This is a genomic window from Prevotella corporis DSM 18810 = JCM 8529 (assembly GCF_000430525.1).
GTDB classification, from domain to species: Bacteria; Bacteroidota; Bacteroidia; order Bacteroidales; family Bacteroidaceae; genus Prevotella; species Prevotella corporis.
The window spans coordinates 12,212-29,689 of sequence record NZ_KE387157.1; the positions used below are offsets into that span (position 1 = coordinate 12,212).

Consider the following 17,478-nt stretch of genomic DNA (forward strand, 5'->3'; position numbering starts at 1 on the left):
AAATGAAATGGTTTGAATCTTTTTTATTTTACACATTTATTATAATTTTAGGGTAAAACAGGATAGATTTCAAATTTTTTATTTAAATTTGCAGTGTAGTTTGTAAAAAGTACAAGCCATAAAAGCATTATGAGTATGAAGAGATCAAATTTCTTTTATCGCGCTTTTGATTTATATTATGAGGGCTTCCGCAACATGACGCTGGGCAAGACGCTGTGGGCCATTATCCTAATAAAGTTGTTCATCATATTCTTTGTTCTCAAAATGTTCTTCTTTCCCAACTTCATCAAGGAGAAAGCGGGAAAAGGACAGGAGAGCAAGTTTGTAGCAACGGAGGTCCTTGGCAGAGAATAAGGCGTGTGGCCGTTGCCTAAATGGTCATATATAAGTAAGGTAAAGTCATATATAAGTAAGGTGAAACAATTCTAACAGTTACATATTTATACAACATGGAAAATCTATTATTAACCATCGATCCCGACGTGATCAACTGGTCGCGTGCGCAGTTCGCCCTGACAGCCATCTATCACTGGCTGTTCGTGCCTCTGACACTGGGACTTGCCCTCATCATGGGCATCATGGAGACGTGCTATTACCGCACGCGCAAAGAGTTTTGGAAGACCGCTGCCAAGTTCTGGCAGTTGCTTTTCGGTATTAACTTCGCAATGGGTATTGCTACTGGCATCATCCTTGAGTTCGAATTTGGAACGAACTGGAGCAATTATTCATGGTTTGTGGGCGATATTTTCGGCGCTCCGCTGGCCATTGAGGGCCTCTTGGCTTTCTTTATGGAATCTACTTTCGTAGCCGTCATGTTCTTTGGCTGGAAGAAGGTTTCCGCCGGATTCCATCTCGCCTCTACGTGGCTCACCGGTCTTGGTGCCACCATTTCGGCATGGTGGATCCTTGTTGCCAATGCGTGGATGCAATATCCAGTAGGCTGCGATTTTAATCCAGACACGATGCGCAATGAGATGACCTCTTTCTTGGCCGTTGCTGCCAGTCCGATGGCCGTCAACAAGTTTTTCCATACCGTTACTTCGGCATGGCTTTTGGGTGCTATCTTCTGCGTGGGTGTTTGCTGCTGGTATCTCCTGAAGCAGCGCCACTTGGAGTTTGCGAAACAAAGTCTGAAAATCGGTGCCATCGTTGGTATCGTCTCAGCGTTGTTGACTGCTTACACTGGTGATGGTTCTGCTTATCAGGTGGCACAGCACCAACCGATGAAATTGGCTGCGATGGAAGCTCTCTATGAAGGAGGTACCAACCAGGGACTCACAGCCGTTGCGCTTGTTAATCCGTTCAAGCAGCCCGATTACATGAGCGAGAAGGAGCCGCCGATGCGTCTGGCGATCCCCAATGCGTTGTCGTTCCTTGCCACACGTGACTTTCACGGTTATGTGCCAGGTGTGAAGAACATCATTAACGGCTACACCAAGGCCGATGGTACGGTTGAGCCTCCGTTTGCCGAGAAGGTCAGCCGGGGTAAGGCAGCCATAGCAGCGTTGAAGGCTTACCGCAGTGGTGAGAAGACGGCAGCCAACCTTAACATTCTGAAGAATGACATGAAGTACTTCGGTTATGGCTACATCAAGAATGCCGACCAGACCGTTCCGCCTGTAGGCATCAACTTCTGGGCATTCCGCATCATGGTTGGTTTGGGTTGCTTGTTCATCCTTGCGTTCCTCATCTTCCTGCACTACCTCTATCGTCGCGACATCACGAAGCCACGCTGGCTCCACATCGCTGGCTTGGTGCTCATTCCTCTCGCCTACATTGCCAGTGAGAGCGGTTGGCTTGTCGCAGAGTTCGGCCGTCAGCCCTGGACCATTCAGGACATGCTCCCGACCTGGGCCGCTGTGAGTGATATCAGCAGCAGCGGTGTTGCGCTAACATTCTTCCTATTCCTATTCCTATTCACCACGATGTTGCTTGTTGAAATCAGCATCATGTGCAAGCAAATCAAGAAAGGGCTATAACTATGACATACGAATTTTTGCAACATTACTGGTGGCTTCTCATAGCCGTTTTGGGAGGCCTGTTAGTGTTCCTGATGTTTGTTCAGGGTGCTAACTCCATGATTTTTCAGCTGGGAAAGACCGACATTGAGCGTCGTCTCGTCGTCAACTCAACGGGCCGGAAGTGGGAGTTCACGTTTACCACGCTTGTCACATTCGGTGGAGCGTTCTTCGCTTCGTTCCCATTGTTCTATAGTACGAGTTTCGGAAGTGCCTACTGGGTATGGGTCATCATTCTGTTCTCGTTCATCATTCAGGCGGTCAGCTACGAGTTCCAAAACAAGGCCGGCAACCTACTGGGGGTTAAGACTTTCCAGACTTGCCTCATCATCAACGGTATCGTTGGTCCGCTGCTCATCGGCGGAGCGGTAGCCACGTTCTTCACGGGCTCAAACTTCATCGTAGAGAAGGCCAATATCGCCAATGAAATGCCTGCCGTTATTTCACAGTGGGCCAATGCTTCTCGTGGTCTCGACGTACTGCTCAATCCTTGGGTGGTGGTTTTCGGTCTGGCCGTTGTTTTCCTTGCGCGCATCCTTGGTACGCTCTACATAAACAACAACGTGAACGACGATGCCATCCGCTCTCGTGTACGTCCGCAGCTTATCATCAACACGGTGCTGTTCCTTGTCTTCTTCCTGACCTTCTTCGTCCGCACACTCATCAGCGATGGCTATGCTGTGGCTGCTTCGGGTGAAATCGTTATGGAGCCGATGAAGTATCTCAACAACCTGCTTGATATGTGGTATCTCATCGTTGTCCTTCTCGTCGGAGTGCTTCTGCTGCTCTTTGGCATCGTGCGCACCATCCTTCAGAAGGATTACATCAAAGGCATTTGGCCAGCAGGCATCGGTGTCGTATTGGTGGTGATTGTGTTGTTCCTCATCGTGGGCTACAACAACACCGCCTACTATCCATCGACCGCCGACCTGCAAAGCTCGCTTACACTCCAGAACAGTTGCTCAAGCCAGTTCACGCTCACAGCAATGTTCTATGCCAGCCTGATCATTCCTTTCGTGCTCGCTTACATTTTCTATGCTTGGCGCAGCATCGACAGCAAGGAAATCGACAGCAAAGAAATAAGCGACGACCATGCCTACTAATTGTTGATTGATTTTACGGAAAATAGAAAGTCCGGACGGGAGTTGTCTCCTGTCCGGACTTTTTCATTCGCTCCTCGCCTGAACAATCAGCCGTAGCCCCGAAGCGCACGCTGACCGCATGGCACACGTCTTGCTATTCGTGCCCGATCGTCAGAACTCAAGCTCCAAACCAATCATCAGCTCTTCAGGAGCGAATCGAAGACCAAAGCCGTCGTTGCCTATCAACGGCTCTTCGCTCGAAAAATAGCTTTTCCGGAAGCCCATGAAACCCATCCTCAAGCAGTACCACCTCTTCAAATTTTTAAACCCTGCGTTCGGAATAAGAAGGTATTTTCAAGATAAACCCCAAAGTGCGTGAACATACTGTCTCTATTTTGATATGGATACATGCCCAGTTCGTCCTTACGTTATACATGGATTTTACCAATGTATTTGCATTTAAACAGTAGGAGTATTACGAATCATACATAGAAGAATTAATAGATTATTAATCTTTGCAACCGAGTTGCAAGATTAAATGGATATCTTTGCATCGTGATGATGAAAAAAATATCCATATTTAGTATCTGGTTGGCAATCCTCATGGTGTTGTTTGTCTCTGTTTTGGCACATCATCATCACCCCAAAGAAGTATGCTTTATTGAAATGACATGCGCGTTGGATGGCAATGTTAATGATAGTCACACTGGCCACTCGACTTCGGGTCAAAGTTCTACACCAGACAATTGCTCTGTTGAACAAATCAAACACATTGTCAAAAACGAAAAGTGCGTTCAACAGATCACACAGACCATAGAGAAGCAATCACACTTATTGTATGTTTTCTCGCCGTATAAAATATTGTCAAACCTTGATGCTTCAAAGTTTAACGAAACATCACAAGAGTCCTCTTTTCATCTGCTTGAGGTAAATATTGTCTCAAGTGGGTTACGAGCGCCTCCTCTCTCATAATTATATCCATTTTTTTTAAATAAATAGAATAAGACATGACGGTTGTTCTCAATATGTCATGTATAATTAAATCATGAGATATGATCAATAAAATTATTTATTTTTCCATTAAGCATAAGTTCTTGGTGATACTCCTCTTGGTAATCATTATAGGTGGTGGCTTATATTCACTAAAAACCATCAATGTAGATTCTACACCAGATATCACCAATAATCAAGTACAGGTTATTACTGTGTCAGAAAACCTTTCAACAACAGATATAGAGCAGTTTGTTACTTACCCTGTAGAACTTGCCATGTCGAATCTTCCTGGTGTAATAGACATTCGTTCTATCTCTCGATTCGGTGTATCGGTTGTGACCATTGTGTTCAAGGATAATATGGATACCTATCTGCCACGCCAACTTGTTCAAGAGAAGTTAGAAGAAGTACGTGAAGAAATTCCAGAAGGCTTTGGCACTCCCCAAATGGGACCTATAACAACAGGGTTGGGTGAAATTTATCAATACACATTAGTTCCTAAAGACAGCAATTTATATAGTCCACAGGAATTGCGAACTATTCAAGACTGGATAGTTAAACGTCAACTGTCAATGATTCCAGGTGTTGTCGAAGTGAACTCTTTTGGTGGGAGTATAAAGCAATACGAGGTGGCTCTTAATCCGAATAGGCTCAATGCAATGAAAGTTACTATCAGTGAAGTATACGAAGCATTAAGCAAGAATAACATCAATACCGGTGGAGCCTATATCGAGCGCAACCACATGGCCAATTTTATTCGTGGTGAGGGAGTGGTTAAATCTATTGCAGACATTCAAAACATAGTTGTTAAGAATACGAATGGTATTCCTGTTCTGATACGAGATGTGGCCGATAAAGTTGATATTGGTTCACAAGTACGTTATGGCGCCTTTACCCAAAATGGGCATGAGGCTGTTGGTGGCATGATTCTGATGTTAAAGGGAGCAAACTCAGACAAAGTGGTTGATGCTGTTAAAAATAGAATGGAAAGTATCAAGAAATCACTTCCCACAGGTATTGAGATAAAACCGTTTCTCGATCGTTCTAATCTTATCGACCGTACAACGAGTACAATAGCTCGCAATTTGGTAGAGGGAGCCCTGATTGTCATTTTTGTATTAGTCTTACTACTCGGAAATGTGCGAGGTGGCATCATTACAGCTTCCGTTATTCCATTATCTCTATTGTTTGCCTTTATCATGATGAGAATCTTTGGGGTTTGGGCGAATTTAATGAGCCTGGGGGCTATTGATTTCGGTATTATTGTCGATGGAGCCGTTATTATTGTAGAGGGCATTGTATTTGAGATTGGAAAGAGGACTAAGCACCATCTTAAAGTTGACCAGACGGCCATGAATCAAATTAGTTACGATGCGGCATCCTCAATGATGAACTCGGCTTTCTTTGGTCAGCTGATAATTCTAATCGTTTTTACACCGATTATATTCTTGACAGGAATCAGTGGTAAGATGTTTTCACCTATGGCTTACACGTTCTCGTTTGCACTCTTAGGTGCGATCATACTCTGTTTAACCTATGTACCTATGATTTCGGCTCTTATTCTACGCCCCTTACATAATTCCGATAGTAGGATTGTCAGGTTTGAGAAGAGATTGGAGCAAGCAAGTAACAAGTTGATTACAAAAATCACGGGGGCGTATAATCCGCTGATTCTTTTTTCACTTCGACATAAGACAGCAGTCATTCTCTCAGCTATAATCATGTTAGGAATTACGACCATCGCCTTTACGCGTATGGGTGGAGAATTTATTCCTGAGCTTGATGAAGGAGATATAGCAATGCAAACATTTCTTAGACCAGGAAGTTCTCTCTCTGAAACAATCAAGAGAGAAAAAGAAGTTGAGCGTCTGCTTTTGGATAACTTCCCTGAAATCAAAACAGTCTGTGCACGCATTGGCGTGGCTGATATTCCTACTGACCCTATGGGATTTGACTATACGGACAGTTTTATTATCCTTGAAAAAGACAGGAGTAAATGGACTTCGGCCACAACGAAGGAGGAACTTATTGAACGGATAAAGGAAAAGCTCCAAATTTTACCCGGGCTAAACTTTTCTTTCTCTCAGCCAGTAGCACTTCGATTCAACGAACTGCTTACTGGTGTCCGCGAGGATGTAGCCGTAAAACTCTATGGTGACGACCTCGAAAAACTCAATAAATTGGGAAATCGGATGGTAAGCATTATTAGTAAAATATCTGGTGCCAAAGACGTGGCTCTTGAACGTACAGACGGATTACCACAGATTACAGTAAAATATGACCGGCAGCGCTTAGCACAATATGGAATGAATATTGCTGACCTAAATGGGTATGTGAGTTCTGCTTTTGCTGGCAGTTCTGCCGGAGTGGTATTTGAAGGTGAAAAACGTTTCGACCTTGTCATTCGACTCTCCGAGACGTATCGTAAGAGTATCGATAATCTTAAGCAACTCTATGTTGATCTGCCAAATGGGTCGCAGATACCCCTGAGAGAGGTAGCAAATATTAACTATGAGTCAGGTCCAATGCAAATATCACGGGATAAAGCCTCACGCAGAATCTATGTAGGAGTGAATGTGCGAGGACGTGATGTGGCATCCGTCGTCGCTGATATTCAAAAAAGTCTTGATGCTGAGTTGACTCTTCCTTCAGGTTATCGACTGGAATATGGAGGTGAATATCAAAATCTCCAAGAAGCAAAGGCACGCTTGATGATAGTTCTCCCAATAGCCATGGCACTAATTTTCCTTTTACTCTACTTTGCATTAAAATCATTTAAGCAGAGCTTGATGATTTATATGGCAGTACCTCTTGCTACGATTGGTGGAGTTTTAGCTTTGATATTGCGTGGTATGTCTTTTTCCATCTCGGCAGGTGTCGGCTTTATCGTGTTATTCGGTGTTGCAGTACTCAATGGTTTGGTACTCATTAACCGATTCAATTCATTAAAAAGTGAAGGTATGAAAGATATAAATCGAAGAATTATAGTGGGTACAAAAGAGCGCATACGACCTATCTTACTAACAGCAACAGCTGCAATGCTTGGCTTTTTGCCTATGGCGGTATCAGGCTCTGCAGGGGCGGAAGTGCAAAGACCATTAGCCACAGTAGTTATTGGAGGGCTATTTACCGCAACACTACTTACGCTGGTAGTAATTCCATTATTATATGCATTGGAAGAAGGGGTAAATATTAAGAAAAAAAAGATACCGACGGCTATTACACTTACATTGATCATGCTATTAATGACCAATAGTTCGAAAGCGCAAACTGTTAGTCTTCAACAAGCATTTCAACTTGCAGAACAAAATTACCCTACAATAAGGATAGCTGAACTTCGTGTCAATCGTGAGAAAACGATGATTAAAGGCGTAAATAACATAGGAGACACGGAGTTCTCAGCAGGTGTGGACGAACTCGGCAGAGGTAATGATGCTACCTTTTCATTATTAGCTATCCGACAGAATCTGAATCTATTCGGTAACAAGCAACGTACTCGTGCTCAAGAACAAGCAACAAGAACAGCTCGTGCAGAAGCAGCGTTGACAAAATATGACTTACAAAGAGCTGTAAGTTACGATTATGCCCAAGCGTACATTCAGAAACAGAGAATGAAAGTCTATGCAATGATTGACTCTATCTATCAGAATTTTGAACATGCCGCAAAATTAAAATATGAAATGCGTGAGACATCGCAATTAGAATATTTAACAGCGAAGAAGAAAGCGATAGAGATGAAGGAAAATTTGAATCAGTCAACTTATGATTATCAAGTAGCAGTTAGATTGTTATCTCGATGGTTAGGAGAAGGAATTTACGAACCTTCTACCTCCCCGGAAGAAATATTCGCAGTACGCAATGACACTGTTCATCCAATATTGGCATTGCAGAAAGAAAAAATTAAACTGGCACAAACACAGATAGAAGTTGAAAAAACAAAAGTGCTACCAAATTTTTTCGTAGAAGCAGGGGCGCAGAGAAATGGAAATAGGTTAGGCTATTGGACTATAAATGTTGGTATGAGTATTCCCTTATTTAGAAATTCATATCGTGCACAGAAGCAAGCCATGGCCATGGATAAGGAGATTGAAGAGGCTTATCTCACCTTATCACGTCAACAACTTAAAAGAGTTCAAGAGCGTTTACAAACAGAAAATCTAAAATGGCAGACGAAACTCAAATACTTTCAAGAAACAGCATTACCAACAGCAAGAGAGCAACAACGAGGAGCAGCTTCCGCTTACCGACTCGGGGCAACTGACTATATTGGCTTTATCCAGACCATGGGCGATGCTGTGCAGACAGAGCTTGACTATTGGTCAGCTTACGAAAAATACATCAATACAAAGATAGATTTACAATATCCAAATATTTAAGACAATGAAAACAAAAAAATATATCTATATGGCCTCTCTCTTGCTTCTAATGGCTTGTGGCAACACCAAGAAGCAGGCCGAAAACAGTGAAGAGAATGCGTTGAAGGAACAGACCCAAGTAGATCTCACTGACGAGCAAGTGAAGAAGGTGAATATTGAGGTTGGCCATCTTACAGAGATGGTTTTTGAGAATGCTATAGAAGCGAATGGAAAACTGGTTATCGATCCGCAAAGTGAAGCAACTGTAACTCCGCAAACGGGTGGAAATATCAAACAGATATTAGTTAAAGAAGGACAAATAGTGGCTAAAGGCCAGATCATCGCTTACTTGTCTCACCCCGACTTTGTTAACCTTCAGACACAATATCTATCATCCCTCAATCAGCAGAAGTATCTCTCGAAAGAGTTTGCTCGCCAGGCAATGATGATGAAAGAGGGGGTGGGTGCAGGTAAGGATTACGACCGTATCAAATCAGAATTAAAGATAGTTAATGGCGAATTGCAAATGTTATCCGCCCAGCTTAGAAAAATGGGTATTAATCCTTCCTCTATTCGCAAGGGAAATCCCATGATGACAATCGCAATAAAGAGTCCTATCCGTGGCACTGTTGAGCAAATCGACGTGCAGACAGGCCAATATACAACTCCAGAAATGCCAATAATGAAGATTGTAAATACAGACAACATTTTTGCTGAATTACAGGTCTTTCTACACGATATTTCTAAAATAAAAGTAGGACAGTCTGTACAATTTAAACAATCCGACAAAAGTGGGAAAAACTATAGAGGCAAAGTATATTCCATTGGTAAGACCTTTAACAATGAAAATCAGACAGTAGATGTGCGGGTAAATATTATGGGGGATAGAACTGGATTAATTGGAGGCATGTATATTCAGGCACAGATTGCTACAAATGCAATAAAGATGAAAGCTGTACCTTATGAAGCCATAGCCGAAAAAGATGGGAAATTTTATATCTATAAAGCCTCTCATCAGGGCTCAAGATGGAAGTTCTTCCCTGTTGGTGTCAAGAAGATAAAAGAAGAAAATGGATTTGTAGCAATAGAGCCTTTAGAGGATACAAAAAAACTTTCTAATATTGTTCAATCGGGTGCCTATTATCTTCTGTCTGAAATGAATAAAGGAGAAACCGGAGAAGAATAGAATAAAGCACCTATCTCTAATTGGTGTTTACTGAAAATTAACGTGAGTTCGACGAATTATAAGTGTCTATAAATTTGGTGATTAGCGAATTTTGTTGTAACTTTAAAGAGCTAACATTCAAACAGTTACAAACAAAAATCGCTATGATCACCGAAGACAAAGTTACTGAAATATTTTGTATGGCAGATGACTTCTGCAAGTTTTTTGATGCAATGACAACAAAATATACGCTAAAACCTACAGGAAAAAGGAAATATCAGGTACTGTCCTATAAAAGTGTCTAAGCTTCCTTTTTCTTATCTTTGTATTTGAAAACTATAGACGCTTTCCTGCGCATGGCCCGAAAGCGTCATCAGGCTCATCGCCGTATTGAGTAGAAATCTTATCATATCTTTGGTTTTATAATAAGGTTGCAATAATAATGAAAAATATCTGTCTGCGCAATACTTACTATTGATGAATTGTTGGTTGACACAGGAAGGACCGACGGCCACGGCCCACGTTGTTGAGGGCTTTACTGTTGACGGGAAATTATGAACAGGAAAACACCCCGTTGAAACCGCATTTGTAACCGATTGATAAACAGTATGATAGCATACAGTCGCCAAAAGGTCATCAACGACCTTGCAAAAGGTGAGCTTTCGCCGCCCGAAAGGTGAGGTATCACCATGCGAAAGCTCAGACATTGGCAAGCAGCTGTGCCCAACCGCTCCGCTTTCCGAATGCCGCTCTGAATGGTTATACCCCAAAATGATCACCATTCTGAAGGTTGCGCAATCCTCAATTTCTGCCAAAATCGCCCCTTCGACGCATTTTTTATGACCGACAGGCCCAGACATTCGATAAAAATAGCTACCTTTACAACACGCAATCAAGGGTCCGCGCCCATCGCTCGCCCGATTGCCGTCAGCCTTTCAGCCCGTGGTCAGCTGCCCGTCAGCCGACCGACAATCGCAATGCGCCCCTGACACGCACTGCGCCCGACGAGGAAGCAATAAAGCTGGCCAGCGAAAAGACCGACCAATGGCAAAATAGACAACAAAAGATGAACAACCGACGACGAAAGAAAACAACGCCCGAAGAGGGCCCTTTCCTGTTCAGTGAGGAGGAAATGGCAGGTCTGATAGAGAAAGTAACCATCGTGGAGTCCACAGAAACACCACCACCAGCGCAGCCGTCCACTGCCAACGAAGTGGCGCCGCTCGACGACGACAGGATGATAGCCGAGATGGTGGCCGTCATCAGGCGACTGGCCGACATGGATGCGAGCAGAGTCCGCCTCATCGCACTCATGACAACCGCCTTGGGTCAGCAGGGAATCAACCTTCGGCAGACCTACAACGTGCCAGCCGTCAGTCCGTCACCGCTCACGGGCTACGAGCTGGCGGCATGGTGCTACTGCACTTTCATGCAGGCATTCCCACAGATGAGAACCAATTTGCAAATGCCCTATGCGCCCCACTATCAGAAAGCCAAGGAGAAAACCAAAGAAACGGAATCATAAAAAACTCAGAACGAACGAAGAAGCCAACAAACCACTCGCGCCCGATTTTGAGCATCATAGCAACCCATCAAAACAAAACAACATGGAAACATTCAACGACGTCATATCCGACAACAAGCCCGTGCTGGTCGATTTCTTTGCCACATGGTGCCAGCCGTGCAAGATGATGCACCCCGTCCTCGAAGAAGTAAAACAAGCCATGGGCGACAGACTGCGCGTTATCAAAATTGATATTGACAAACAGAACGCCACCGCCGCCCGCTACCGCATCCAGTCAGTCCCCACGCTGATGCTATTCCGCAACGGCGAGCAGCTCTGGCGTGGCAGCGGCTACCTCTCATGTGCCGAACTGCTGTCGGCCATCGGTCCGTTCCTCAATGTCTGAACCGCAGTCATGGACGTTTTCACGATGAATTTCGCCAAGGTCTTATCCCCGTCAGTTGGCAAACCCCTTTCCCAAGACTATCGTCCAGCCTCTGCTTTACCCCCTTCCGACCGGTCATTGCAGTTAAATTAAAAGATGTTCAGTGAAGAGTACACGACTGATAATCAAAGTATTATAAACGAAACAATCAGAGGAAAATGTCGAATAATATAAGTTTGCAGTTAGGTGTCACCTTTAGAATATCTGCAAAATAACATTACTCTCAATCCCATTTTCTAATGTAGGTGGCGGCTCACTCTCCTGAAATGATTGATTATTCAAAATTTTGTAGGTTAAACCGTTGTTTTTCTGTTTTTTTTATTTAATTTTGCGTTCGTATTCACCTTCTGCGACACGCAACCGATATGGCTAACGTGAGATTTTCGATGCAGGAACATCATCTGTTCACGAAAAGATGAATGTTTACTGCAATCCGCAATTGATAGTTATTCACGGTCACGAGTTTGCCCAAGCCCCCCTTTGGGAAACAAGACGGACGGATGGCCTCTTTTTATTCATTCAAAACCATCATCATGAGAAATCATTTACTTTCACTCCTCGTCGCCCTTTTGGCGGTCACGGGTAGCCTGCCTGTGGCAGCACAAGAGGCTTATGCCGTATTAACACCCGACGAGACGCTCACTTTTTATTATGACAATCAGCGCACCACCCGTCAGAATTATGGTCGCATCTACGACATGCCCAATAGAGAGGACCCCGCTTGGGCAGGTGATTATAATACACAAAATATCAAGCATGTTGTGTTCGACACCTCCTTTTCCGGGTACCGTCCCACCAGTACCTACTCCTGGTTCGATAATTGCTTCAATTTACAGGACATCAAAGATATACGAAATCTTAACACCCAAAACGTCACCGACATGAGACGCATGTTCTATGGCTGCCAAGCATTGACATCGCTCGACTTGAGCAATTTCAATACCCAAAACGTTACCAACATGAGATGCATGTTCTATGGCTGCAAGGCATTGAAATCGCTTGATGTGAGCAACTTCAACACCCAAAACGTCACCAGACTGGACTGGATGTTCTGTGGCTGCCAATCATTGACATCGCTCGATGTGAGCAACTTCAATACCCAAAACGTCACCAACATGAGCTGGATGTTCTATTGCTGCTTGGCATTGACATCGCTCGATGTGAGCAACTTTAATACCCAAAACGTCACCGACATGAACAGCATGTTCTTTTTCTGCAAGGCATTGAGATCGCTCGATGTGAGCAACTTCAATACCGAAAACGTCACCAAAATGAGCAGCATGTTCTATGGCTGCGAGGCACTGACATCGCTCGACCTATGCAACTTCAATACCCAAAACGTCACCGACATGAGCGACATGTTCTATGGCTGCGAGTCCTTAACCTCTATTTTCTGCAACAATAACTGGAAGGTTCGTAACAAGATTTATGATAGTGCTATGTTTAATCACTGTACGAGGCTGAACGGTACTAACACTGCGTACAACCCACACAAAATAGGCATTGAGATGGCTAATCCCAACACGGGTTACTTCACAAAGCAAAACCACAGGTATTGACCATGTGAAGTCTGTCGACCAGGCAGGCGATGGCAAAGCATACGACCTCAGTGGCAGTCGTGTGAACGAGAGCTACAAAGGGATTGTCATTAAAAACGGAAAGAAATATATTCAGAAATAGAAGTGCTATCCCAACCTAACATAACACTCCACTCCACCCTCCTACAGGAGAGACGGTGTGGAGAGTTTTCGAATGGTTACGATGAAACGACCTTGGTGTATCAAGGCGGGTTTGAGCAGTGGAAACGTGAGTGGGTTGAGCGTATTCAGACGAAGGCAGCAAAGGTAAACACGGAAAACGTGATGAACTTTTGCGGTGAGGTATTCCAGTTGGAGACCGAGCTGCAAAATCCGCTGGACACTGATGCCCAATTCGACATCCCATTTTGCCACAATTCGTGAAGGCCGTTTAGTGATAAATCAGAAGGCTTATATCCGCGATGTGCGATGAATCAATTACACAAATAATAATATGAAATTATCTATTTTTGTATCTTGATAACTACACGATAAATATTTGATTTCACAAGAAATATTTTGTAATTTTGTACCATCCAAGCATCGGCAGACTTTGGTATGGGCATGAGGGATGCCAACACTTCAGAATGCCGAAAACCAATATGGAGTTTTGGGCGGAGAAGATTGTCCGAAACAAGGAACGGGACCAGCACCGGCGCTTTCACGATGCGATAGCCGAAGCGTTTGAGCATTTCGGGGGCGTTGGGGCAGTCCTTGCGGTGAATCCCGACGCTCGCTCGAACATTTCTATCCACAAGCGAATGTCACCGAAAGCATCAATGAGGCCAAAATCAATTGCTTTGGCAATTATGCCATGATTGGCAGCCAAGCCAATAGTTCGGGCTCGTATTGGACTCCAAGGGCAAAGATTATCCGTTATCTTGATCAATCTGAAAAGATATCACGGGTGAGCGTAGCTTCTTTGAAGTTGCGAATCATGATGCAGATATGTCGAGACAATGACCATGCTGACCGAAGGAAAGAGGGGGAGGAATGGGTCTATGAGGACATGAAAGCCCATCAAGAACACATGTTACGGATATTGAAGGTAAGCAAATAACAAATTAAACATTTAAGAAGCATGAAATTAAAAGAGGGAGTCTATGAAAGCTTAGTGACGAATGAGTTAGAAAATGATATGTTACAAGCATCGAAAGAAGGTCTTGTATGCAGAAAAGATAAGATTGACGAAGCTGAATCGCCTTCAATTTTAGCAGGCCATGTCAATAAAATCATTCGGAACAAGCTCTCTGATGAGAAACTTACCGTTGAGGAACGAGTCGGTTTTGCGAATCGTCTGATAGAATTTCTTAATGCTCAGGACGATGATACGATTGTAGATAATAATCAAATGTTGGCAGCAGTTGTGTCAAAGCATGAAGAAGCACGACTTAAGGCTACTGAACAGAATGTTGTAAGACCATTGACAGGTTTCCGAATCAGCAATCTTTTTACAGGCGGGCAAAGCAAAGTTCCAATGAATGCTGAAATTGAGCGCGACATTGAGAGTGCAGACAACATTCATCTGATTGTCTCATTCTTGAAATTGTCGGGGCTGAATCTGATCTATGATAAACTTAAAAAGTTTTGTGAGAATCCCAATCATAAATTGAGAGTTATCACAACAACTTATTGTGGTGTAACTGAAGCAAAGGCTGTAGAACGACTTGCACAACTTCCTAATACCGAAATTCGTATTTCCTACAATACAAGGATCGAGCGTTTACATGCCAAATCCTATATTTTTGAACGCAATTCTGGTTTTAGTACTGCTTACATTGGGTCGTCCAACCTATCGAAGTCGGCTCAAACAGATGGCTTGGAGTGGAACATACGAGTGACGAACATAGAGAATCCTCACATCATTAAAACAGCACTTGCCACCTTCGATCTTTACTGGAATAGCCATAATTTTGAGGATTTTGCTGAAGGAGGAGTAGAGAAGCTCTATGAAGAATTGAGAAAAGAGAAACAGCCGAATAAAACTCTGACAATCTCTTTGACAAAATTCACTATTTTGCCACATCAAAAACAAATACTTGATAAATTGATAGTGGTCCGTGAAAAGGGTATTAAGCGTAATCTGATAGTTGCTGCCACTGGCACTGGTAAGACCGTTATATCAGCTTTTGACTACAAATGGTTTACCGAGACGCATCCGAATAGGAATCGTATTCTCTTTGTTGCCCATCGCCAAGAGATACTTGTACAATCGCGCAACACTTATAGGAGTGTGCTGCAAGATGCAAATTTTGGTGATGTTTGGGTCGGTCAATATAAACCTGTTGGTGGTATCGATCATCTGTTTATCTCTGTTCAGACTTTTAATGCGAAGTATGATGAAATTTTTCATAGCCTGCCTTCAGATTATTATGATTATATAGTGATAGATGAGGCTCACCACCTTGTTGCTGATAGCTATCGAAAGATTCTCACGCATTTCAAACCGGAACTTCTGATAGGACTTACAGCTACACCAGAACGAATGGATGGTGTCAGTCTATTGCCTGATTTTGGTAATCAGATTAGTGCGGAAATACGGCTTCCAATGGCTCTTGATGAAGGATTGCTTACCCCCTTTCAATACCTTTGTATCAGTGATAACACAGACCTTACAGACGATGAGTTGATGCAAGGAAATAAATATGTCGCTTCTAAAATAACTGAACGTCTGTGCAATCAAGAGCGCGTGGGGCTCATTATCAACAAACTGCGTTATTATCTGCCAGACGAGACAAAATGTAAGGCACTTGGATTTTGTGCAACGAAAGAGCATGCTCGTTTTATGGCTGACAATTTTAATGCTTGTGGGCTTAATGCTGATTATCTTACTGCGGACAGAGATGGTGAACGCGAGGTGCTTAATAAAAAACTGTCGAGAGGAGAGATCAACTATCTGTTTGTGGTAGATATATTTAATGAAGGTATTGACATACCAGCAGTTGACACTGTTTTGTTCCTACGTCCTACCGAATCGCTTACTATTTTCTTGCAGCAGTTAGGTCGTGGACTTCGTCTCTATCCCGGAAAGCTGTTGCTCACAGTGTTCGACTTTGTGGCACAGTTGAATCAGAAGTATGATTTCACGAGCCGTTTCCGTAGTTTGATGAAACGTCAGGATAAAAATGTTGTTGACCAAGTGAAGAATGGTTTTACGCTCCTTCCTAACGGCTGTACGATACACATGGAAGAAATGGCTCAACAATATGTACTGCAAAATATTAAGGCTGCCGTTTATAACAAAAAGCGTCTTATCCAAGAGTTGCGAAGTTATGATCATAGTCCTACGTTAAAGGAGTTTATTGAAAATAATGGGCAGGATGTCCGTATTATATATAAGAATAATCACTGTTGGACCAGTCTTAAACGTGAGGCGGGATTGTGTTCCTATGAGAATGATGCGAAAACCCGTTGTTATGAAAAAGGTATTTCGAACCTTATTCATACTAATAGTATTACTTATTTGAGCTTTGTCAAGAAAACATTAGCTAATCTTAGTTCTGTAACATTTCATACGGAACAAGAAAAGACTTATAGTGTCATGCTTTATTACACGCTTTACATCGACAAAATTAGTAAATTGGGTTTCCAAAGCATTGAGGAAGGACTTCAATCGTTTGCCAACTATCCTATGTTCGTATCAGAAATGAAAGAACTGGTAGATTTGCTTCTGTCAAAAATTGAGATGAAAACATTCTCTTTAGGAGAAGGACTTCCTGTCGCTCTCGAACAATATGGCTGTTATACGCGTGAAGAAGTATTTACAATCTTCGGACGACAAACAGCTGATAAGAGAATGCAAGGTAGTGTGGCTGGAGTGTTCAAAATAGAAGAAATGAATACTGAATTGTTCTTTGTTACGCTAAACAAATCTGAAAAAGACTTCTCTGCTTCTACAATGTATGATGATTATGTGGTTAGTGAAAATCAATTTCATTGGAAATCGCAGAACACCGATACACACCAAGGTAGTGGCAAACGATTTGTGGAACAGTCTTTGAATAAAAAGAAATTTTTACTCTTCGTTCGAGAGAACATCAAAGATGGTTTTGGCAACACATGTCCTTTCTATTGTTTTGGTCTGATTGATTATATATCTTCACGTGATGACAAACCGATGAGTATTGATTGGCGAATGCGACATCCCATTTTGCCACAATTCGTGAAGGCCGTTTAGTGATAAATCAGAAGGCTTATATCCGCAATGTGCGATGAATCAATTACACAAATAATAATATGATATTATCTATTTTTGTACCTTGATAACTACACGATAAATATTTGATTTCACAAGAAATATTTTGTAATTTTGTACCATCCAAGCATCGGCAGACTTTGG

General features: G+C 42.9%; 14 protein-coding genes and 1 pseudogene. 13 read left to right on the forward strand and 2 right to left on the reverse strand.

What is annotated here, in order from left to right:
• Window positions 1-135: 135 nt before the first annotated feature.
• The 3 genes from H515_RS0111455 (at window position 136) to H515_RS0111465 (ending at window position 3,121) form a co-directional block, all read left to right on the forward strand.
• The gene (locus H515_RS0111455; protein ID WP_025874888.1) at window positions 136-354 is read left to right on the forward strand and encodes a DUF4492 domain-containing protein; all 219 of its coding nucleotides are present in this window, start codon (window positions 136-138) and stop codon (window positions 352-354) included.
• 95 nt (window positions 355-449) lie between these two features.
• Window positions 450-1,979 (forward strand): cytochrome ubiquinol oxidase subunit I, encoded by a 1,530-nt coding sequence (locus H515_RS0111460; protein WP_028901973.1) that lies wholly within the window; start codon window positions 450-452, stop codon window positions 1,977-1,979.
• A gap of 2 nt (window positions 1,980-1,981) precedes the next feature.
• Complete coding sequence (locus H515_RS0111465) at window positions 1,982-3,121, forward strand: cytochrome d ubiquinol oxidase subunit II (protein WP_025874890.1); 1,140 nt, start codon at window positions 1,982-1,984, stop codon at window positions 3,119-3,121.
• Window positions 3,122-3,271: 150 nt separating this feature from the next.
• Here the strand turns inward: H515_RS0111465 and H515_RS14900 are convergent, their stop codons facing one another.
• A complete protein-coding gene (locus H515_RS14900; RefSeq protein ID WP_154653704.1) occupies window positions 3,272-3,418 on the reverse strand; it encodes a hypothetical protein in 147 nt (48 codons plus the stop codon).
• A 285-nt stretch (window positions 3,419-3,703) separates the two neighbouring features.
• Here H515_RS14900 and H515_RS15320 point away from each other — a divergent pair, with 285 nt between their 5' ends.
• The 8 genes and pseudogenes from H515_RS15320 to H515_RS0111510 all read left to right on the forward strand — a co-directional run bounded on the left by H515_RS15320 (window position 3,704) and on the right by H515_RS0111510 (window position 13,523).
• Window positions 3,704-4,072, forward strand: coding sequence for a DUF6769 family protein (locus H515_RS15320; RefSeq protein WP_407635965.1), 369 nt, complete (start codon window positions 3,704-3,706; stop codon window positions 4,070-4,072).
• Between the two features lie 80 nt (window positions 4,073-4,152).
• The gene (locus H515_RS0111480) at window positions 4,153-8,469 is read left to right on the forward strand and encodes a CusA/CzcA family heavy metal efflux RND transporter (protein WP_028901974.1); all 4,317 of its coding nucleotides are present in this window, start codon (window positions 4,153-4,155) and stop codon (window positions 8,467-8,469) included.
• Between the two features lie 4 nt (window positions 8,470-8,473).
• Entirely contained in the window at window positions 8,474-9,634 is a 1,161-nt protein-coding gene (locus H515_RS0111485; RefSeq protein ID WP_028901975.1) for an efflux RND transporter periplasmic adaptor subunit, read from the forward strand.
• A gap of 143 nt (window positions 9,635-9,777) precedes the next feature.
• Window positions 9,778-9,891: pseudogene (locus H515_RS15380) on the forward strand (transposase); the annotation flags it as partial.
• A gap of 512 nt (window positions 9,892-10,403) precedes the next feature.
• The gene (locus H515_RS0111490; RefSeq protein ID WP_025874899.1) at window positions 10,404-11,138 is read left to right on the forward strand and encodes a hypothetical protein; all 735 of its coding nucleotides are present in this window, start codon (window positions 10,404-10,406) and stop codon (window positions 11,136-11,138) included.
• Window positions 11,139-11,220: 82 nt separating this feature from the next.
• Window positions 11,221-11,523, forward strand: a complete 303-nt coding sequence (trxA, locus tag H515_RS0111495) for a thioredoxin (RefSeq protein ID WP_025874901.1) — start codon at window positions 11,221-11,223, stop codon at window positions 11,521-11,523.
• A 572-nt stretch (window positions 11,524-12,095) separates the two neighbouring features.
• Entirely contained in the window at window positions 12,096-13,121 is a 1,026-nt protein-coding gene (locus H515_RS13565) for a BspA family leucine-rich repeat surface protein (RefSeq protein WP_025874903.1), read from the forward strand.
• Window positions 13,122-13,244: 123 nt separating this feature from the next.
• A complete protein-coding gene (locus H515_RS0111510) occupies window positions 13,245-13,523 on the forward strand; it encodes a hypothetical protein (protein WP_238300062.1) in 279 nt (92 codons plus the stop codon).
• Window positions 13,524-13,603: 80 nt separating this feature from the next.
• On the opposite strand, the gene H515_RS15250 is transcribed toward H515_RS0111510, so the two are convergent.
• Window positions 13,604-13,894, reverse strand: a complete 291-nt coding sequence (locus H515_RS15250; RefSeq protein ID WP_154653705.1) for a hypothetical protein — start codon at window positions 13,892-13,894, stop codon at window positions 13,604-13,606.
• 59 nt (window positions 13,895-13,953) lie between these two features.
• On the opposite strand from H515_RS15250, the gene H515_RS0111520 reads away from it, so the two are divergent.
• Complete coding sequence (locus H515_RS0111520) at window positions 13,954-14,199, forward strand: hypothetical protein (RefSeq protein WP_025874909.1); 246 nt, start codon at window positions 13,954-13,956, stop codon at window positions 14,197-14,199.
• Window positions 14,200-14,220: 21 nt separating this feature from the next.
• Window positions 14,221-17,316, forward strand: coding sequence for a DUF3427 domain-containing protein (locus tag H515_RS0111525; protein WP_025874911.1), 3,096 nt, complete (start codon window positions 14,221-14,223; stop codon window positions 17,314-17,316).
• Window positions 17,317-17,478 lie beyond the last annotated feature (162 nt).